Source organism: Curtobacterium phyllosphaerae (genome assembly GCF_049341865.1).
GTDB lineage: Bacteria > Actinomycetota > Actinomycetes > Actinomycetales > Microbacteriaceae > Curtobacterium > Curtobacterium phyllosphaerae.
Window position 1 is genome coordinate 231,065 of the sequence record NZ_JBMPIU010000001.1, and the last position, 19,735, is coordinate 250,799.

Here is a 19,735-nt window from a genome sequence, read left to right on the forward strand (position 1 = left end):
CAAGCGGCGTGGAGCTTCGCGACTACATCACGGTGCTGCGCAAGGGATGGATCCTCATCCTGGTGCTCGCACTCGTCGGGGTCGCCGCCGCGGCCGCCTACTCGATCGTCAAGAAGCCGCAGTACGCGGCGTCGGCGCAGGTGTTCGTGTCCACCCAGACGAGCGGCAGCGCCGCCGACCTCGCCCAGGGCAACACGTTCACGCAGCAGCGCGTGCTGACGTACTCGAACCTCGTCACGACGCCCATCGTGCTGCTGCCGGTGATCACCAGCCTGAAGCTCGACGTGTCCGCCGCGCAGCTCGCGAAGACGGTCAGCGCGGACGCGCCCCTCAACACGACGCTCATCACCATCAACGTCACCGACACCGATCCGGTGCAGGCGGCGAACATCGCGAACGCCACCTCGCAGAGCCTCACGAACGTCGTGCAGCAGATCGAGGCGACGAGCGAGGACGGCGGCTCCACCGTCAAGTTGACCCGCGTGCAGGAGGCTCAGGTGCCCACCGCGCCGGTGAGCCCGAACGTGCCGGTGAACGTGGTCCTCGGGCTGCTCGTCGGCCTGGCGCTCGGCGTCGGCATTGCCGTGCTCCGCGAGACGCTCGACAACCGGGTCCGCACCGAGGCCGACGTCGAGAAGATCAGCGACGCCCCGATCGTCGGCGGCATCGCGTACGACAGCAAGGCCTCGGTCCGCCCGTTGATCGTGCAGGCCGATCCCCGCAGTCCCCGCGCCGAGTCGTTCCGGACGCTCCGCACGAACCTGCAGTACCTCGACCTCGAGGCGAACTCCGCCCGCAGCTTCGTCATGACGTCGTCGGTGGAGTCCGAGGGCAAGAGCACCACCGTCGCGAACCTGGCGATCGCGCTCGACAGCGCCGGGTACCGGGTGATCCTCATCGACGCGGACCTCCGCCGCCCGAAGATCGCGACCTACATGGACGTGGAGGGCGCCGCCGGCCTCACCGACGTGCTCATCGGCCGCGCGGAGCTCGACGACGTCGCGCAGCCGTGGGGCCGCGGCCGGATGCGGGTGCTCCCGGCCGGTCCGATCCCGCCGAACCCGTCCGAGCTCCTCGGCTCCCGGACCATGCAGCTGCTCATCGAACGCCTCGAGGCGGAGTACGACTACGTGCTCTTCGACGCACCGCCGCTGCTCCCCGTCACCGACGGCGCGATCCTCTCGAAGAAGGCCGGAGGCGCGATCGTCGTCGTCGCAGCGGGGCGGACGCACAAGAACCAGCTCGCCGGTGCCGTCAGCGCGCTCGAGAACGTCGGCGCGCCCGTCGCCGGGTTCGTGCTCACCATGATGCCGACGAAGGGCCCGGGCGCCTACGGGTACGGGCGGTACGGCTACGCGTACGGGTACGGCCTCGACGAGGGGGCGGACGACACCGACACCACCCCGAAGCCCTCCGCGAAGAAGCCGGCACGCATCGGCCCGATGCGGAACACGGCGCGATGACGGCCGCAGGTGCGGGGTCGCCCCGGCCCGCGACCGTCCTGTTCGTCTGCACGGGGAACATCTGCCGGTCGCCACTCGGCGCGCAGCTGCTCGTCGCCCGGCTCGGTGACGCAGCCGGATCGTTCGACGTCCGGTCCGCCGGCACGTACGCCGAGGACGGCGCCCCGATGGACGCCGCCGCGGCAGCGCAGTCCGAACGGCTCGGCGGGCACCCCGCGGCGCACGCGTCGACGCCGCTGTCCCCGGAGCGCATCGCCGCCGCCGACCTCGTGCTCACCGCGGACCGCACCCATCGGGCAGCCGTCGTCGGCGACGTGCCCCGCGCCTCCAGGACGACGTTCACCATCCTGCAGGCCGCACGCCTGATCGCCGGACTCGAGCCGGAGGACCGCGACGCGGTCGACGACGTCCCGTCGCTCGTGGCGGCGATGGCGGTCGCGAAGTCGTACGTCGCGCCCGTCCTCGACCCGTCCGACGACGACGTCGAGGACCCGTACCGTCGTTCCACCGCCACCCACGAGCGGGTCGCGGACCGGATCTCCGACGCGGTCGACGTCATCGCCGACGCGCTCCGGGCGACCGTGGCGGAGGTGCGCCGGTCGTGAGTCGACGCAGGGGACTCCGGACGCTCGGCGGGACGCTCACCCGCCGCACCTTGCTGTGGGTGGCGATCGGCGTCGTCGCCCTGGTCGTCGTCGACGTCGTGCTCGTCGCGGTGGCCGTCGGCCGCACCGCCCCCGGCGACCACGGCCGACCCGGACCGATCCCGACGTTCACGAGCGAACCCGCACCGGCCTCCTCCGGCACGCCGTCCGCCACGGCATCGTCGGCGGTGACCCCCTCCGCGACGCCGTCGTCGAGCGCCTCGGCGGACGCCGCGACGGACACGACGGACGCCGGCCGCGTCATCGCGGCGTCGAGCGGCACGGTCGCCTGGCGGTCGACCGGTGGCACCTGCGACGGCCCGGACGCCGTCGTCGAGCGGAGCACCGACGGCGGCGCGACGTGGAAGGCCGTCGACCTGTCCGGGTACGCCGTGCACCGGGTGCTCTCCATCACCACCGGCAGCGCGCGGACGACCGTCCTCGCCGCGACCGGGGCCGGCTGCATCACCCAGTCGATCTCGACCTACACGAACGGCCAGTTCTGGGCCGTCGACAAGGACCTGTCGAACGCGGCCGCGGGCCTCACCCACGACGGCCGGCTCCAGCTCGCCGGCGGCGTCGTCGACGCACCGTGCGCCGGACCCCGTCAGGTGGTCCAGGGATCGTCGGCGACCGCCGTCGTGTGTGCCGACGCACTGGCCTGGAGGCACGGCTCCGGTTCCTGGGTGACCGTCCCGTTGGCAGGGCTCCGCGCCGTCGCGCTGAACGGCGCGAGCGACACCGTCGCGCGCGTCGGGCGTCCCTCCTGCGACGGCGTGTCGATCGAGTCGCTCGCCACGACCGCGGTCACCGCGGCATCGAGGACGACGGTGCTCGGGTGCGCCCCCGTCGTCGCGAGCGACGGCGGTGTCGCGCTCGCGCAGAGCGGGGCGTCGGTGTGGCTGTGGAGCGGCGACGAGGTGCTCGTGTCGGCGAACGGGGGTGCGGGATGGTGACGCTCGGCACCGCGGCGCGGCGATGACCGCGACTGCCGCCGGCCGACGCACGGTCGAGGACGTCCCCTCCACCATCGGGTGGAGCCGGGCGTACGCGCGACGGCTCGTCGTCACGGACCTGCTCGCCGTCATCTGGGTGGTGTTCGGGGTGCAGATCGCCTGGCTCGGGTTCGACTCGAACCTCGCGACGCGGCAGGACGCCAACATCAACGACGACCGGATCAGCTACACCGCCATCTCGATCGCGGTCATCCTGCTGTGGATGCTGGCACTGGCACTGGCGAACTCGCGCGGCGACCGCGTGATCGGCGTCGGGAGCAGCGAGTACCGCCTCGTCGTCGGCGCGAGCGCACGGGTGTTCGGCCTGCTCGCGATCGTCGCGTTCCTGTTCCACGTCGAGCTCGCGCGCGGCTACGTGATCATCGCGTTCCCACTCGGCATCCTCGTGATCCTGGCGTCCCGCTGGATGTGGCGACAGTGGCTCGTCGTCCAGCGCGCGAACGGCGGGTACTCCGCGAACGTCCTGCTCGTCGGATCGCTCGGCAGCGTGCAGCACCTCGCCCGCCAGCTCGCACGCCAGCCCGAAGCCGGGTACCGGGTCGTCGGGGCGTCCGTCCCGAGCGTGCACGCCGATGCCCTCGGTGACCTGCCGTTCTTCGGCGGATTCGACGAGATCCCGGCGGCGCTCAGCCGGTCCGGCGCGGACACCGTCGTCATCACGAGCTCGGACGAGCTGCCACCGGACCGGGTCCGTGAGCTCAGCTGGGCGCTCGAGCCCGGACGCCAGCACCTGGTCGTCGCGCCGAGTCTCACCGACATCGGTGGACCCCGCATCCACACCCGGCCCGTGCAGGGCCTGCCACTGATCCACGTCGAGACACCGACGTACGAGGGCCGCAAGCTCTACGTGAAGCGCACGTTCGACCTGCTCGGCTCCGGTCTGCTCATCGTGGTCCTCTCGCCGCTGCTCCTCGTGCTCGCTGCCGCGATCAAGGCCGGCTCGCATGGACCCGTCCTGTTCCGACAACAGCGGGTCGGCCTCAACGGCAAGCCGTTCTCGATGATCAAGTTCCGGTCCATGGTCGTCGACGCCGAGTCGCAGCTGCAAGAGGTCAGTGCGCTCGACCGCGCCGAGGGGAACGCGGTGCTCTTCAAGATGAAGAACGACCCGCGCGTGACCCGGATCGGCGGGTTCATGCGGCGCTACAGCCTCGACGAGCTGACGCAGCTCTTCAACGTGCTCGCGGGGAACATGTCGCTCGTCGGACCGCGCCCGCCGCTGCAGCGCGAGGTCGAGCGGTACGACACGCACGTCCACCGCCGGTTCCTCGTGAAGCCGGGGATGACCGGGCTGTGGCAGGTCAGCGGACGGTCGAACCTGTCGTGGGAGGACTCGGTGCGGCTCGACCTGTACTACGTGGAGAACTGGTCGATGACGAGCGATCTCGTCATCTTGTGGCGGACGACGCGAGCGGTCCTGTTGAGTCAGGGCGCGTTTTGATCCCCCGCCCTGACACTGGGTCGCGGACACGTGTTCGCGCTGGGTCGGATCGCCCCGGGAGCATCTTCCAGAAGAGTCCCTTCGACACACTCACTCTCTTGGCGTTGCCGTGAATCGGACTGCAACTCAGGCAGGGAACCGCTCGTACCTCCTGGTGGAGCCGAATCCTGGTGGTCATCGGTTCTCATACGTGGCTCTCTTGGCAAGAGAGGCCCTCTCCGACGGCGACGACGTCACACTCCTCACCCGGTCTGAGGCCAGGTCCGCTCCGCAATGGGATTTCTTGCGGACTGCGCTCAAAGAGGGACTCAAGGTGGTTGACGAGTCCGACTTCTCGTCGGCCAACATCGGAGCGATCGCTGATCGACTTGGCTGCGACGTGGTGACGGTGCCAGACGCGGACCGCTTCGTGCTGACACTTTTTGGCCCGAGACGGTGGCGGGGGCGAGCACTGCTTGTCTGTCTCATCATGAGGTCCGTTTCACAGCCTCGGCGATCGCAGCTGCTGACGAGATCAATCACCATGATTCGGCGGTCAATCTTCTGGGCCGCCGGGCGTGCTGGGCGCGTCCGTGTCGTCTTCCTGCGGTCCGCCCTCGTTCCTCCTGATGATGAGCGGGGGCGCTGGGCCGTCGACCCGATCGAGTTCGTAGCGACGAGACAACACGCGGCGCGCTACCGCGAGGCGGTCGGAATCGGCCCGGCAAAACGTGTCTTCGCCGTGGTCGGTGCCCTTGACGAGCGGAAGAACGTTCCGCTGATCGTGGAGGCCCTTGCTGGGGCAAACCTCCCAGACCTCGTGTTGCTCCTTGCAGGACGCATCGCCGATTCGGCGAGGAGCAGCATCGACGCTTCAGTGCGGTCCGGTCGTGCCGAAGGACTCGAGATCGTCGTCGATGATCGTGTGCTCCCGGATGCCGACCTCGACAGTGCTGTGCTCGCAGCGGACTGCCTTGTACTCGCGTACTCGAACGAGGGCCCGAGCGGCATCCTCGGGAAAGCGATGGTCGCGGGGATACCGGTCATCGCTGCTGGCGCTCAATCTCTCCGCCGCGACTCGCAGCTGCGTCCGACACTGATGAAGTGGGTACCGCTCACTGCTACTGCCCTGCGCGAGAGTATCGTCGTCTCGAAAGTCTTTCTGAATGCAGATCGCCCTCGTTCCGATTCTGCAGTCCTGCGAGCGGTCGACGGGTTCGTGGACCCTCTACTTCGCCGGTCGGAGGGGAATTGAAACGTCGACTTCAAGGCTTGGCGGGCCAGATCGTGTCGATGGCCGGAGCATCCGCGATCGCTCAGATCTTGATCGCCGTTCTGTACCTCGTCGCGGCGCGGGTGAGCAGCCCCGCGCAGTACGGTGTCGTCGTAGCAGCGATCGCACTTGGCCAGTCGGGCGCCGGATTCTTCAATTTTGGTACGAATGAGTTGTGGGTCCGTGATCTCGCCCGGGGGAAGCTCGACAGGCAGACGTTCTCGTGTCGTCTCAGTTCGAAGTTGATCCTGGCGTTCTTGGCAGCCCTCTCATGGGCATTCGTCCAATACCTGATCGCGCCGTCCATGGAGTGGTGGTGGGTCGGGCCGGGCATCGCCTTCTCGACGATTTTCACGCAGTCACTTCAAGTTCCACTTCGCGCCGCTGCGCGCGGACATATCTCCGCATTCAGTCAGATCGTCGACAAGGCGATCTCGGGCCTCATCATGGGCGGAGGGCTCGCACTGCACGCCGAAGTGTTGCCATCGCTCGCCATCTCGCTCATCGTCGGTCCGCTCGTCGGAGGGTGCGTCGCATACCTGATGACCGAACGCGGCGACCGCCCGGGGTTCGTGTTCCGCCGCTTGAGATTCCCATGGCGCGGGGCGAAGCACTATGGCGCTATCAGCATCGCGAGCGGCGGCCAGGCTCTTGACTTGCCACTCCTGACCATCGTCGCGGGGGCACCTGCAGCAGGCTTGTATGGTGCGGTCAACCGTTGGACGCAACCTATGGGACTCCTCGCGTCGGCGTTCTCGTCGGCGTCGGTGCCTTTCATGGCTCGTGCACGCAGCCGCCGTGAAGCGCTGCGTCTCGCGATGAAGGCCAGTTGGCTTCTCGCTCTCGCCGCAGGCGTCTGTCTGATCGTTGCCGTTCTCTCGCCGTTCTTCGTCGAGACGTTGCTCGGGGGACGCTACGCGGGAGCGGCCGCGACGTTGTCGCTCCTCGCGGTTGGAACGATTCCGGCCATTGCAAACCAACCTCTGTCGTCGTTCCTCCAAGCCCGCGGACACGATCGATACGTGGGCATCGTCACCTTGAGTTCAGTAGCCATCCAGCTGGTACTGGTGGCGGTCATCAGCGGGTCGTTCGGCGCCGTTGGAGCCGGCTGGGCTTACCTCGCCCTACAGTTGCTCAATCTCCTCCTGCTCGTTGGCGGTTTGGTCTGGACGCGAGACAGCGAGTCAGCCGAGGTCGGGCACGAGCAGATCGCTGACGAGGCCCAACACTTCGCCGCTCCGCTGAGAGGGGATCAGTCATGAGGCAGACGCCGATCAGAGCGGACGTTCCGACGTGACTCCAGCCCTCACAGCGCTCATCTTGGGGTGCTGTCTCCTCTCTTCAGCAGCGTTCGGTCAAAACGGGCGTTTGCGGACGCACTTTGACCTTGAACAGTGCTGGGTCTTTGGAGCCTTGTATTTTGGATGCCTTGGAACGCTTCTGCCCCTTGCTGTTCCGTCACTCGGTACCGTCGGCACGGTGTTGAGGCTTGGTCCCGTTGCTGTGGCGTCGCTGCTTCTGTTGCTTCGGACGATCCGACAGGGCTCGAGGTTGTCTGCAGCCGGGGGAATGATGCTCGCGCTCTTTGCCGGATTGTTCGCCTTCGGCCTTGCGAATGGTGAACCACTGATGACGCTGGCATCCTTCATCGTCTTCCTACCCATGATCGTCAGCCCGGTGAGCAGATACAGCGGTGCAAGTCTCCGACGAGGGGCGCTCACCGCGGTGGGGCTCTTCGGAGTGACTATCCTCCTCAGCGCTCTGGTCTTCCATCAGGAAGTCCTCGGGGCGTGCCGCGGCGACAAGTGCTCGCTCTGGGGTGAGGCTCTCGGGCCGTTGGGCACCGGTAATGCCCTAGGCGTGTGCCTTGCCTCAGTCAGTCTCGTTGCTCTCGCTCTCATGACCTCATTCTGGAGATGGGTTGGGTGCGCTCTCGGAGGTGTGATGTTGGTGGACCTCACGAGTAGCCGGTCCGCACTCATCTCCTGGGCGGCAGGGGCCCTGATCGTGGGCATCTACTCCGTCGGGAGCTGGCGGAGGCGCACGCGTTCTTCCCCGGTCGACCGATTGCCGCGAAGCCAGAACATTCTTCGGGGAGAGGGCATCACGAAGCCGCGACACATGCTTGGCCTGTTGGTGTTCGGAATGAGTTTGACGGTGCTTGTGCTCCCGTTCCTCGATCTTCCATCACAGTCGTTCACAGGACGCGGCAATCTCTGGAACTATGGCGCAGATGAATTGTTCCCGCGCAGCTGGCTGTTCGGTTACGGCTCGTCTTTCTGGGTCCGCCAGAGTCTCACCTCTGACCTACAGGCCAATTATTCCACCCACAACGCCGCGCTCGAGATGTTGATCAGCGGGGGCGTGTGGGGTTTGTCGTGTCTCGTGCTGGCCGTCATATTGACCTTGAGGGGAGTCAAGGATGAACGAACACGGGGGCTGACCTTGGCGTTCCTGGGGACATGGATAGCCACCGGTCTGACCGAGGTGGCGTCCCTACCAGGGCGAATCTATCTCCTGCCGGGCCTGTTGGTCTTCGTCTTCTTGTACGGTCATTCGCAATCCACTGTGGAGAGAGTTGTCGTCGAGGACGGTCCGGGCCGCCAGCTTCGATCACGGGGGGTGGAGCGGGCAACGCCAGATCATGCTCCTTCGCCGATCGTGAATGCACGAGAAATACCAGTCGAGACTCCGCCGCGCGAGTCTGAGGCGAATTGAACGATGAGAATCATGCAGGTGCTCCTCAGTCCAAGGATAGGAGGAGCGGAAAGTCTCGCAGCCTCCCTGACCAGCCGATGGACGATGATGGGTTCGTCGGTGTCCAACCATTACCTGGATGAGGGTTCGCGTCACTCGCCCCGTCAACGATGGATACGGCTGCGGCGTGCCATTCGTGCGCTGAAACCGGACATCGTCGTCTCCCATTCGGCCCTCCCAAACCTCTACTCACGAGCTGCGGCCCCACCCCGTATGCCGGTTGTGACGGTGCTGCACAGTGCCGGAGACGATTTTCAGGATTGGCGTTTGCGAGTCTCCGAGCGCATCCTCCAGACACGGCGAGGTGGAGTGGTGTCTGTGAGCCAGAGCCAGGCTTCCGTTTACAGGACACATTTCCCCAGAGTGCAACCTGTGGTGATCGCGAACGGCGTGCGGGATGCGCTGCCCGTACGATCGTCTCGCGGGCTTGGCCGGCCGGTGGAGGTGGTCTCGATCTCCCGCATTGCCGATCAAAAAAACCCGCGCCTGTGGATCGACGTCTGCGGCGAACTGGACCCGAGCTTGTTTTCGCTCACCTGGTACGGTCCGATCGATCTGAACGGTCTATTGGCACCGGACACGGTGATGTCCTACCGAGCTCAGAACCCGTCGCGCATGCCTGGCCCGATCGAGGACGTGGGTGCGGCAATGATCGAGGCGGACATCCTCTTCTCATCGTCCGACCGTGAAGCGCTCAGCGTTGGACTGCTCGAAGGTGCCGCGGTCGGAATTCCGATCGTTTGCTCCGATAGTGTCGCTGCTACGCTGCCATGCTATTTGCCGGTGTCGACGTTCGCTGCGGGCGACGCGCACGCCGCGGCGACGGCCCTACAGCAGGTCGCCGCATCATACGATTCATTTCAGCGTTCGGCCGTTCTGGCGAGCTCACGCGTGCGTGAGGAGTTCAGTGCTGACTCCGCGGCCAGGAAGTACGTTGCGCTGTTCGAGCAACTCACCGAGGTCTGAGCGTAGCCCGTTCACATCGCAATTCGGAACAGTCGAGTCGGCGTCGTGGAACGACATCCAGCTTGCAACAGGGTCGTCGATGGGTGACGCCTAACTCAGCAACTTGCGTCACGATGCACGAATGCGTCCGGTGTCGCCTTGCTCGCTTCGCGACCGATGCAGTTCCGCTCTCGATCGATCTAATCCCATGAAGAATGAAGATGATTCGGCAAGAGAGCTTCCCGGAACGTGCCCGCGAAGCGTTCCGGGGTCATGGCCAAGATCTCAGGGCTGTCGATCGGGTGCGCGGGGACGGTTTTGGAGATTGCGAGACTGAGCGCCGGTGCCGAGTGGGCCGTGCTGCGTACACCCGGCATACCGAGGATCGAAGGTGTGACTCCAGCGTCCTCGCTGACGACGACATGGAGCCCGGCAGCAAGCGCCTCGTTCACTGTCAGGCCCCAGACCTCCTGCGCAGCGGGATGCACGAGAACGTCGTGCTTTGCGAACACCTGGGGCAGTTCTTCCGATGGAACGTAACCCATGAACTGGATTCGTCCTTCCAATCCCAATGACCGTGACAGGTGCTCCAGTGCGCTGCGCTCTGGTCCCGTGCCGACGACGGAGAGAGTGCAATCTCGGAGCTCCGGCGCGGACAACGCCTCGATGAGGCTGGCGACGTTCTTCCGCGGAATGAGCTGTCCGATGCACAGGAGGCGATGTCCAACTGCCGTGACGGCCTGATCAGATGGGGCGCGCGCCGCGGCCGTTCGGTCCTGAATTGAGCGGACGTCGACCGCGTTGAACCCGACACGAATACGAGTCGGGTCGATGCCCTCCATGAGGAGTGCGTCGTGTGCAGCGATTCCCGGAACGACGATCTCGTCCATGCTCGTGAAGAAAACCCGTCGCAACCATGCCACGGCACCACCAGTGTGCTCCTGCGAGAGCCGATGGGATTCGTAGAAGCCGACGCGTCGGACCCCTGCGAGTTTTGCGGCCCAGGAGGCCACCCAGTAGGCCGGGGAGTCCCAGCCACCGATGAGGATTGCGTCTCGGTTTCGGAGTGAGGCCGGTCGGATCCAGCCCGTCAGATAGTGACGAGCTTCGCCACGGCGGACGACCCAGGCACGCAGGAACGTCGTCACGTACGGCGAATCGCGGTTGCCGACTGCCCAGTCGTCACCACGGTTGTTGTCGTCGCGTCGGAGGTGGTCGTCGGATTCGAGGAGCCAGACGTCGAGATCTGCGTCCCGTGACAACGCGTTCCACACCGGAACACGGTACGGCGGCGCTGCGTTCGTCAACCAGACGACGGCCGGCCGGTCGCGCGGCCGTTCAGCACGTGGGTAGTGGTCCAAGAGCGTGTCAACCGTGGCCTGGATCGAGAAGACCTGAACGAGTGCGCGCTCCATGCCTCGCTCGAGTCGCGAACGGATCTGGTCTTGATCGAGCACGTCCGTGACGGCTCGGGCGAGCGCTGCTGGCGATCCGTCGGTGACCAGGGCGGCGCCATGAGCCTCGAGGTCGCGAGCGATCGCGCAGTCCTCGGTGAGCACGACCGGGGTGCCGACCGACAGGGACTCAAGCACCGTCATCGGGAACACCTCGCCGTCGCTCGGGAGAACGTAGACGCTTGCGGTGGCGAGCCGGACCGCAGCCTCACCGGGTGCGAGGACACCCTCGTACGTCAGAGGCACGTCAGGATGATCCTCCATGAACGTCCTGAGGTCAGGAAGGTCGCCCTCGTCTGGACCGATGACCACGAAGGACGTCCCGGGGTGTGTTCCAGCGACGATGGCTGCCATCGATGCGAACGCTGAAACGCGTTTCCGCGGGTGCAGACGAGCGAGGAAGAGGACCTCGTTGCCTGGTCGATCGGGCCGCTCGCCCCTGTACTCACCGATGCCGTTGCGTATCCGCTCGACTGCGGCGGTTGCGAACTGGGAGCGGAGTGCCTTCTCTTCGGAGTCGGTCAGCGCAAACACGGCCACGGCCCCACTGATCGCTCTGTCGGCCAGTGCACGGTCCACCACCGCGGAGGGGGCGCCGCCGGGCATGATCATGCCGTGCGTCTGCATCACGTAAGGGATCCCGAGCCGTCGGGCCATCCTCGCGACCTCGAGGTCGATCAGATGGCGACCGGCGTGGACGTGGAGGACATCGATGTTGCGGGCGTTCGAACGGAGCCACGCGCGGACTGCTCGTGACCGGAGCCCGCTGAAACCGAGGCCGGGTATGCGCTGGACGCGGGCCAGTACGACTTTCACGCCGGGTACCCGGAGCTCGGCGAGCCCGTCCCATCCGGCGAGCAACACGACATCGTGACCACGGCGAGCGAGTTCGCGAGCCTGGGCGACCGCGACCGCGACTGGGCCGCCGAAGGCCCCGTCGGCCGAGACGTACGAGACGAACTGCACGATCCTCATCGTCGGTGACGCCGATCCTCGTCCGTGAACCGTGTGCCCACCGGGACCGCCGGGACGCCGTCGACCACGGTGTTCGGTGCGACCTCGCCGCTCACGCGGGACATCGGCCGCGCCAGGGAGGAGCGACCCATGCGTGTCCCGCCGAGGACGATGCAACGAGAGGTCACCCAGACACCGTCGTCGATCACGATCGGCCGGGTGGTCAACGCCATGTTCCGTCGATGCGAGTGGCTTCCCGTCGTGATGAACGTCTCCTGGGAGATCACGACGTCGTGGCCGACGTGGACGTGGTCCTGGTTGTGGAACCAGACACCCTCGCCGATCCACGAGTCGGACCCGATGTGCAGCTTCCAGGGGAACCGGACCCGTGTGCGGGGTCGGAAGGTGACGTTGTCGCCGATGTCCGCTCCGAACCATCGGAGTGCGCGGACTCGCACCGACGAGCTGATCTGCCAGGGGTTCGTGACGAGCAGCAGTTCCACGATCGACCAGAGGTAGACGACGACGACGGGACGGTCCCATGACCGCCGTTCTCCGGGAGCGTCGGCGAGGCTGATCACCGGCACGTCCGGGACGCGGGAGTCGTCCGGGTCCACTGTTCCCCCTCGTTGGGCCTGCCCAGGCCTGCTTGCGTCCGCGACGACGAAACGTGCGCGGTGGCAGCAGCTTAGATGAGCCGGTGTCAGCGGGGAGGGGCCGAGGGACGCGTGTCGAGCAGCGCGAGCACCCCGCCGACGAATGTCTCGGCCATCGCGTCGAGCGACGGATGACCGGCCTTGTGCAGAGCTGCGCGCTGCATCGATGCGGTTCGCGCGGAGTCGTGGACGAGCCGGTGGATGGCCGCCGCGAACGCGGCGGCGTCTCCGTCGACGACGTCGCTGTCGCGGCCGACGTCCAGGTAGTCGAACTCCGGGGCGTGCCGCGCCCCCGTCGTCGTGATGACCGGGAGTCCGAGGACGAAGGACTCCGGGGCGATCAGGCCCACTCGACCAGGGTTGAGGAGCGCGAGGGAGACGCGGGCCATGAGCGCCTTGCAGTCGTCGTCCGCGCGGCCGAGCAGGGTGACCTGTCCCCGTGCCGCTGCAGGTGCGAAGAGGTCGATGTCAGAGCCGTCGCCCGCGACCAGGAGGTGCGTGTCCTCCCCTTGGTCGTGGAGGATCTCCAGCGCACCGACGAGGATGTCGACGCGCTTCGCGGAGTCGATGCCGCCGATGAATGCGAAGGTCGGGCGCTCCGGAGAGCCGAGACGCCGACGGACTTCGCCCGGGTCGATCTGTTCGATCTCGTGCACCGCCGCCGACAGTGTCGAGAGGTCGACCGTGTTGTGCATCGTGTCGACGGCTGTCGACGCGGCACCCCAGCGGATCGCCTGCTGCGCACCGGCCGGCGTGTACGCGAAGACCCGGTCTGCGGTTCGGACCTGCCACCGTTTCACCGCGCGGCCGAGCGCTGAACCCGGAACGACGTAGTCGCCGACATGTCCCCAGACCGCGACGGGGACGCGGCGCGGCGGGAGTAGGGCTCGGACCGTGTCGAGGGAACCCGCTGCGAGCTCGACGACCAACGCGTCGGCGTTCCGGAGATCGGCTCGGGTCGTCACCGATCGGACGTGAACGGGACCGAAACCGTACGAGTGTTCGTGTCGGGACGGCTTCTGCTCCGTCATCGTGGCGGAATCGGCGCGCAGCAACTGTTCTCCGTGCGGCGTCCCGGTGACGATCGTCAGGGTGTGTCCATGCGCGCGGAGCTGCTCGGCGACGCGTTCGAACAGCGGGACACGGTACTGGGGCAGGTAGGGCTGCACGACAGTCACCTGAGGCACGTTGGCCACCCCCGCTCGAACGCCCGACGATATCGCCAGTTGTCTGTCAGAACGCTCACAACGGGAACGAGGCGTCGGCCGTTCCGATCGTCACACGAGCGCGGCTCGCGCCTGCGGGCTGCCGTTCCACTGTTATCGTCGCCCAGTGGACACCCGAGGGTCCGTCGTCATCGTCGGTCTGAACTACGCGCCCGAGACGACCGGCATCGCTCCGTACACGAGTGCACTGGCCCGTGGTCTCGCCGCGCGTGGGTGGCGGGTCCGCGTCATCACGACCCACCCGCACTACCCGAGCTGGACACTGCCGGCCGCCGCACCGTGGTCCGAGGACGCCACTGTCGACGGAGTGCGGGTGTCCCGTCGGCGGCACTTCGTCCCGCGGCGCCCACGGGGTGTGCTCCGTCTGCTCTCCGAGGTCAGCTTCGGGCTCCGCGCCGTCACCGCGCGGTGGGGTCGGGCCGACGTCGTGGTGCTCGTGTCGCCGAGCCTGTTCGCGAGCGCGATGGCGATCCTCCGTCTCCGGCTGACCGGCCAGCGGACACCGGTGCTGACGTGGATCCAGGACCTGTACTCACTCGGCATCACCGAGACGGGACAGGGGTCGAGCCGCGTGGCTGCGGCCATGGCCCGGGTCGAATCGTGGACCGTCCGGCAGTCGGACGTCGTCGCCGTGATCCATGACCGCTTCCGCGACCACGTCCTGAGCGAGCTCGGCGGGTTCGAGGACTCGACGGCCGTCGTCCGGAACTGGACGCACCTGGCGGACCGGCCGCCGGTGGACCGGAGGGCGGTCCGGCATCGGCTCGGATGGTCGGACTCGGACGTCGTCGTCGTGCACGCCGGTGCGATGGGTGTGAAACAGGGCCTGTCGAACGTCATCGACGCCGCTGAACTCGCGGCGTCCCGGTCGAGCGCCGTCCGGTTCGTGATGATCGGCGGCGGGAGTCAACGGGCGGCCCTCGTCGCGAGCGCGCACGGCGTGCCGACCATCGAGATCCTCGACTCGCTCCCCGACGAGGAGTTCCAGGCCGCGCTCCAGGCCGCCGACGTCCTGCTCGTGAACGAGAAGCCGGGCGTGGCCGGCATGGCGGTCCCGAGCAAGCTGACGTCGTACTTCAACGCTGCGCGTCCGGTCGTCGCCGCGACCGACCCGGGGAGCGTCACCGAGAGCGAGGTGCGGCGCGCGGGTGCTGGTGTGGTCGTCCCTGCCGGCGACCCGGTCGCCCTCGTCGTCGCACTGGAGGCGCTTGGTTCCGACCCAGCGCACGCCGACGAACTCGGACGCTCCGGTCTCGCGTTCCGCCGGGAGTTCCTCGCCGAGGAGCGAGCCATCGATGGATATGCTCGGATCCTCGCCGACCTCCGCCGGGGCGCTTCCGCGCACGCGAGGCGGGCGAACGACTCGTCGACCCAGGGGACCCATTGACCAAACGCGCCTTCATCACGGGCATCACCGGCCAGGACGGCTCCTACCTCGCCGAGCTGCTGCTCGCGAAGGGGTACGAGGTGCACGGGCTGATCCGTCGCGCCTCGACCTTCAACACGTCCCGGATCGACCACCTGTACGTCGATCCGCACGACCCGACCGCCAAGCTCTTCCTGCACTACGGCGACCTCAGCGACGGCGCGCGGCTGGTCTCCCTGCTCGGCGAGCTCCGTCCCGACGAGGTCTACAACCTCGCCGCGCAGTCACACGTCCGCGTCTCGTTCGACGAACCGGAACACACCGGCGACACGACGGGCGTCGGAGCGATGCGCATGCTCGAGGCAGTGCGCATGTCGGGCATCCACACGCGCTTCTACCAGGCGTCGTCGTCGGAGATGTTCGGGGCGACGCCGCCGCCCCAGAACGAGGACACACCGTTCTGGCCGCGCTCGCCGTACGGCGCCGCGAAGGTCTACAGCTACTGGGTGACCCGCAACTACCGCGAGGCGTACGACATGTTCGCCGTCAACGGCATCCTGTTCAACCACGAGTCGCCGCGCCGCGGGGAGACCTTCGTCACGCGCAAGATCACCCGGGCGGTGGCCGCGATCAGGGCCGGGCGGCAGGAACACGTCTACCTCGGGAACCTCGACTCGGTCCGGGACTGGGGCTACGCCGCCGAGTACGTCGAGGGCATGTGGCGGATGCTGCAGGCCGACGAGCCGGAGGACTTCGTGCTCGCGACCGGGGGGAACTTCACCGTCCGCGACTTCCTCGAGACGGCGTTCCAGCACGCCGGACTCGACTGGGAGGAGCACGTGCGGTTCGACGAGCGGTACCTCCGACCGTCCGAGGTCGACGCCCTCGTCGGCGACGCCTCGAAGGCCGAGGCGAAGCTCGGCTGGAAGGCCACCGTCGACACCGCCGAGCTCGCCCGGATCATGGTGGACGCCGACATCGAGGCACTGGAGTCCGCGGGCCGTCCGTGGATCGACCGCGTGCAGCTCGAGAGCTGGGGCACGAAGTGACCGAGACCGTCGACTTCCAGGCCGGCGCGCTCGATCGCGAAGCGACCTTCTACGTCGCGGGGCACCGCGGCCTCGTCGGATCGGCCGTCTGGCGGCACCTGGAGTCGCTCGGGTTCACGGACCTCATCGGCCGCACGTCCGCCGAACTCGACCTCACGGACCGCGCCGCGGTGGCGGCGTTCTTCGCCGCGACCGGGCCGCGCTACGTCGTGCTCGCGGCGGCCAAGGTCGGTGGCATCCTCGCGAACGACACCTACCCGGTCGACTTCCTCAGCGAGAACCTGCAGATCCAGGTCAACGTCATGGACGCCGCCGTGGATGCAGGCGTGGAGCGCTTGATGTTCCTCGGGTCGTCGTGCATCTACCCGAAGTTCGCCGAGCAGCCGATCCGCGAGGACTCGCTGCTGACCGGACACCTCGAACCGACGAACGACGCGTACGCGGTCGCGAAGATCGCGGGCATCATGCAGGTCCAGGCCGTGCGCCGGCAGTACGGTCTGCCGTGGATCTCGGCGATGCCGACCAACCTCTACGGACCCGGTGACAACTTCTCGCCGACGGGCTCGCACGTGCTCCCGGCGCTCATCCGCCGGTACGACGAAGCCGTACGCGACGGTGCGACGACGGTCGAGAACTGGGGGACCGGCTCGCCGCGTCGCGAGTTCCTGCACGTGGACGACCTCGCCGCGGCCGTCCTGCACCTGATGGAGCACTACGACGGTCCCGAGCAGGTGAACGTCGGCACGGGGACCGACGTCACCATCAAGGAGATCGCCGAGACCATCGCGAAGGTCGTCGGGTTCCGTGGCACGACCCACTGGGACTCGTCGAAGCCCGACGGGACGCCGCAGAAGCTGCTCGACGTGTCGAAGCTCGCGGACGCGGGTTGGACGTCGCGGATCGGGCTCGAGGACGGCCTGCGATCGACCATCGACTGGTACCGCGAGAACACGACGACGCTCCGAGGGTAGCCGCGCCGTCGATGGTCCTCACGGTCGCCATAAGATGACCCCATGTCCGACCTCACCGAGTCGCGACGTGCACGGCGGCGCCGGGCGGGGTCTCGGAGGGGCCCGGTCTTCTGGACGGTTCTTGCGCTCGTGCTGCTCCTCGTCGGCGCCGTCCTGTGGATCGGCGTCCGGGGAGCCCTCGCGGCGCGCGATCTGCGGCAGTCGGTCGCGCTGGTCACGACGGCGCGCTCCGAGATCGCCGCGGACGACACCGGGGCGGCCACCGCGACGGTGGCGCAGCTCCGTGACCGGGCGTCCTCGGCGAAGCGCCTGACGGGCGACCCGGTGTGGCGCGCGGCCGAGGTCCTGCCGCTCGCCGGTCCGAACCTCCGGGCGGTGCGACAGGTGGCCTCCATCGTGTCCGACGTGTCCGACAACGCGGTGCAGCCGGCGGTCGGTGTGCTCGACGACGTCGACGTGTCGCAGTTCAAGCCGAAGGACGGCAAGGTCGACCTGCAGCCCTTGGTCGAGGCGCAGGGGCCGGTGCAGCGGGCGACGACGACGCTCGCGCGCGCACTCGTCGATGCCCGGGCCATCGACACCTCCGGCACGGTCGACGCGGTGAACGACGCCGTCGGGCAGCTGGTCGGGACGCTGACCACGACCTCCGCCCAGGCCGAGGTGGCGGACAAGGCCGTCCAGTTGGCCCCGGCGATGCTCGGTGCCGACGGCCCGAAGGACTACCTGCTGCTGTTCCAGAACAACGCCGAGCTGCGGGCCGGGGGCGGGATCCCCGGGTCGGTGGCGCTCCTCCACGCGGCGGACGGGTCGTTGAGCCTGACCCGGCAGGCGACCGGCGCGAGCTTCGGTGAGGCGAAGTCACCGGTGCTCCCGCTGAGCATCGACACCCGCGGCATCTACGGCGACATCACCGGCGAGTACATGCAGGACGTCACCCTGACGCCGCGCTTCGAGCTCAGCGCACGGCTCGCGCGGCAGATGTGGAAACAGCGGTTCGGGCAGGAGGTCGACGGGGTGCTCTCCGTGGACCCCGTGACGCTCGGGTACGTCCTCGAGGCCACCGGGCCGGTGTCGCTCCCGACCGGGGGCACCCTGACCTCCGACGACGCCACGTCGTTGCTGCTGAGCGGCGTGTACGCGCGGTACCAGGACCCGGCGGCGCAGGACGCGTTCTTCGCGGGGGCGGCGCAGGCGGTGTTCGCCAAGGTGTCCTCGGGTGCCTTCGACCCGAAGGCGTTCATCGCGGCCCTGAGCACGGGTGTCGAGGAGCACCGGGTCAAGCTGTGGAGCGCGGACGCCGCCGAGCAGCGGATCATCGACGGCACGACCGTCGCCGGTGGCCTGCCGACGAGCACGACGTCGGCTGCGCGGTTCGGCGTGTACCTCAACGACGGCACCGGCGCGAAGATGGACTACTACCTGACCAAGGACATCTCGGTCGGCAGCACCGTGTGCCGCTCGGACGGCCGGCCGACGTGGACCGTCGAGGTCACGCTCACGAACACCGCTCCGGCCGACGCGGCGACGAGCCTGCCGGAGTACGTCACCGGCGGGGGTGACTACGGCGTCCCGCCCGGTCAGGTGAAGACGAACGTGATCGTCTATGCCCCCAGATCGGGGGTCTTCCTGAGTGCGACTCAGGACTCCCAGGTGGCCGCACCCCAGACCGCACTCGACGGCGCGTACCCGGTCGTGCAGCTGCCAACTCTGCTCTCACCAGGGCAAAGCACCACGGTGCGGGTGCAGTTCCTCGGACCGGCGGGCAGTTCGACGGCGACGGTGGCCGTGGACGCGACGCCCGGCGTTCACGAAACCGTCACGAATCCGGTGGCAATCAGCTGTGAGTAGCCGCTATCTTGAGGTCACTTCGCTATTCAGGCGTCCGGTGAGCGGTCTCGGGTGCTGGGGCGTCCAAGGATCAGGGGATCACCACCAATGAAGAAGATCATCGCGGCTGCCGTCATCGCGACCGCAGCCATCATCGCCACTCCGGTCGCCGCCAACGCCGCCGGGTACGTCGCCAGCAGCTCCGTCAGCGTCTCCGGACCCGTCACGCCCGGTGGGACCACCACCGTCGGCATCGCGGCCGGTTCGTTCGTCCCGAGCGAGTCCGTCCGGGTGTCCGTCACCGGCGCCGGGGCCGTCACGCTCGGTGCACTGCCGACCACGACGGTCACCGAGACCAAGACCGCGTCCAGCACCGGTGCGCTCTCGATCTCCGTCACGCTCCCGAAGGGCGCGAGCGGCACCTACTCGCTCACCGCGACCGGCGCCGCCTCCGGCAACGTCGCCACCTCGGCGCTCTCCGTCGCCCCGTCCGCCGCCACCGCGGCGGGCACCGGCTCGAACGGCTCCCTCGCCTTCACCGGTTCCACGATGCCGGCCCTCGTCGGCTGGGCAGCCGGCGGAGCGATCGCCCTCGGCGCCGCGCTCATGGTCGTCATGGGCCTCGTGCGTCGCCAGCAGCGCACCAAGGCGTAACGACACTCCTGACGAGACCCCCGGGCTGCGGCCCGGGGGTCTCGTCCTGTCCGCGAGCGC

The 19,735-nt window shown here is 67.9% G+C and carries 16 protein-coding genes; 13 read left to right on the forward strand and 3 right to left on the reverse strand.

Translation table 11 applies throughout. The annotated features are described in order from the left end of the window. Positions 1 to 8 precede the first annotated feature (8 nt). The 8 genes from ACO0E0_RS01080 to ACO0E0_RS01115 all read left to right on the forward strand — a co-directional run bounded on the left by ACO0E0_RS01080 (position 9) and on the right by ACO0E0_RS01115 (position 9,539). Positions 9 to 1,463, forward strand: coding sequence for a tyrosine-protein kinase domain-containing protein (locus ACO0E0_RS01080; RefSeq protein ID WP_422869551.1), 1,455 nt, complete (start codon positions 9 to 11; stop codon positions 1,461 to 1,463). Then, entirely contained in the window at positions 1,460 to 2,068 is a 609-nt protein-coding gene (locus tag ACO0E0_RS01085) for an arsenate reductase/protein-tyrosine-phosphatase family protein (protein ID WP_422869552.1), read from the forward strand. The genes ACO0E0_RS01080 and ACO0E0_RS01085 overlap by 4 nt, the downstream gene beginning before the upstream one ends. After that, positions 2,065 to 3,063 (forward strand): hypothetical protein, encoded by a 999-nt coding sequence (locus ACO0E0_RS01090; protein ID WP_422869553.1) that lies wholly within the window; start codon positions 2,065 to 2,067, stop codon positions 3,061 to 3,063. The genes ACO0E0_RS01085 and ACO0E0_RS01090 overlap by 4 nt, the downstream gene beginning before the upstream one ends. A gap of 22 nt (positions 3,064 to 3,085) precedes the next feature. Continuing rightward, positions 3,086 to 4,564, forward strand: coding sequence for a sugar transferase (locus ACO0E0_RS01095; protein WP_422869554.1), 1,479 nt, complete (start codon positions 3,086 to 3,088; stop codon positions 4,562 to 4,564). Between the two features lie 190 nt (positions 4,565 to 4,754). Beyond that, positions 4,755 to 5,798, forward strand: coding sequence for a glycosyltransferase (locus tag ACO0E0_RS01100; RefSeq protein ID WP_422869555.1), 1,044 nt, complete (start codon positions 4,755 to 4,757; stop codon positions 5,796 to 5,798). 17 nt (positions 5,799 to 5,815) lie between these two features. Next, positions 5,816 to 7,078: a lipopolysaccharide biosynthesis protein gene (locus ACO0E0_RS01105; RefSeq protein WP_422869556.1), complete on the forward strand. Its 1,263-nt coding sequence runs from the start codon at positions 5,816 to 5,818 to the stop codon at positions 7,076 to 7,078. Positions 7,079 to 7,109: 31 nt separating this feature from the next. Next, positions 7,110 to 8,534 carry an O-antigen ligase family protein gene (locus ACO0E0_RS01110; RefSeq protein ID WP_422869557.1) on the forward strand — a complete coding sequence of 475 codons (1,425 nt, stop codon included), beginning with the start codon at positions 7,110 to 7,112 and terminating at the stop codon, positions 8,532 to 8,534. Between the two features lie 87 nt (positions 8,535 to 8,621). Beyond that, entirely contained in the window at positions 8,622 to 9,539 is a 918-nt protein-coding gene (locus ACO0E0_RS01115; protein WP_422869929.1) for a glycosyltransferase, read from the forward strand. 179 nt (positions 9,540 to 9,718) lie between these two features. Here ACO0E0_RS01115 and ACO0E0_RS01120 read toward each other — a convergent pair whose 3' ends face one another. The 3 genes from ACO0E0_RS01120 to ACO0E0_RS01130 form a co-directional block, all read right to left on the reverse strand. Continuing rightward, a complete protein-coding gene (locus ACO0E0_RS01120; RefSeq protein ID WP_422869558.1) occupies positions 9,719 to 11,947 on the reverse strand; it encodes a glycosyltransferase in 2,229 nt (742 codons plus the stop codon). Then, positions 11,944 to 12,543, reverse strand: coding sequence for an LbetaH domain-containing protein (locus ACO0E0_RS01125; protein ID WP_422869559.1), 600 nt, complete (start codon positions 12,541 to 12,543; stop codon positions 11,944 to 11,946). The genes ACO0E0_RS01120 and ACO0E0_RS01125 overlap by 4 nt, the downstream gene beginning before the upstream one ends. An 86-nt stretch (positions 12,544 to 12,629) precedes the next feature. Further along, positions 12,630 to 13,760, reverse strand: a complete 1,131-nt coding sequence (locus ACO0E0_RS01130; protein ID WP_422869560.1) for a glycosyltransferase — start codon at positions 13,758 to 13,760, stop codon at positions 12,630 to 12,632. Positions 13,761 to 13,914: 154 nt separating this feature from the next. Here ACO0E0_RS01130 and ACO0E0_RS01135 point away from each other — a divergent pair, with 154 nt between their 5' ends. The 5 genes from ACO0E0_RS01135 (at position 13,915) to ACO0E0_RS01155 (ending at position 19,675) form a co-directional block, all read left to right on the forward strand. Next, a complete protein-coding gene (locus ACO0E0_RS01135; protein WP_422869561.1) occupies positions 13,915 to 15,195 on the forward strand; it encodes a glycosyltransferase family 4 protein in 1,281 nt (426 codons plus the stop codon). Continuing rightward, positions 15,192 to 16,223 (forward strand): GDP-mannose 4,6-dehydratase, encoded by a 1,032-nt coding sequence (gene gmd, locus ACO0E0_RS01140; protein WP_422869562.1) that lies wholly within the window; start codon positions 15,192 to 15,194, stop codon positions 16,221 to 16,223. The genes ACO0E0_RS01135 and gmd overlap by 4 nt, the downstream gene beginning before the upstream one ends. Then, complete coding sequence (locus tag ACO0E0_RS01145; RefSeq protein WP_422869563.1) at positions 16,220 to 17,194, forward strand: GDP-L-fucose synthase family protein; 975 nt, start codon at positions 16,220 to 16,222, stop codon at positions 17,192 to 17,194. The genes gmd and ACO0E0_RS01145 overlap by 4 nt, the downstream gene beginning before the upstream one ends. A gap of 42 nt (positions 17,195 to 17,236) precedes the next feature. After that, positions 17,237 to 19,042, forward strand: a complete 1,806-nt coding sequence (locus tag ACO0E0_RS01150) for a DUF4012 domain-containing protein (protein WP_422869564.1) — start codon at positions 17,237 to 17,239, stop codon at positions 19,040 to 19,042. Between the two features lie 87 nt (positions 19,043 to 19,129). Then, positions 19,130 to 19,675 carry a sortase gene (locus ACO0E0_RS01155; protein ID WP_422869565.1) on the forward strand — a complete coding sequence of 182 codons (546 nt, stop codon included), beginning with the start codon at positions 19,130 to 19,132 and terminating at the stop codon, positions 19,673 to 19,675. Positions 19,676 to 19,735 lie beyond the last annotated feature (60 nt).

Coding starts and splice junctions, on each gene's coding strand:
- ACO0E0_RS01085 (WP_422869552.1), top strand. CDS start 1,460: ATGACGGCCGCAGGTGCGGGGTCGCCCCGGCCCGCGACCGTCCTGTTC.
- ACO0E0_RS01095 (WP_422869554.1), top strand. CDS start 3,086: ATGACCGCGACTGCCGCCGGCCGACGCACGGTCGAGGACGTCCCCTCC.
- ACO0E0_RS01115 (WP_422869929.1), top strand. CDS start 8,622: ATGGGTTCGTCGGTGTCCAACCATTACCTGGATGAGGGTTCGCGTCAC.
- ACO0E0_RS01120 (WP_422869558.1), bottom strand. CDS start 11,947: ATGAGGATCGTGCAGTTCGTCTCGTACGTCTCGGCCGACGGGGCCTTC.
- ACO0E0_RS01150 (WP_422869564.1), top strand. CDS start 17,237: ATGTCCGACCTCACCGAGTCGCGACGTGCACGGCGGCGCCGGGCGGGG.
- ACO0E0_RS01155 (WP_422869565.1), top strand. CDS start 19,130: ATGAAGAAGATCATCGCGGCTGCCGTCATCGCGACCGCAGCCATCATC.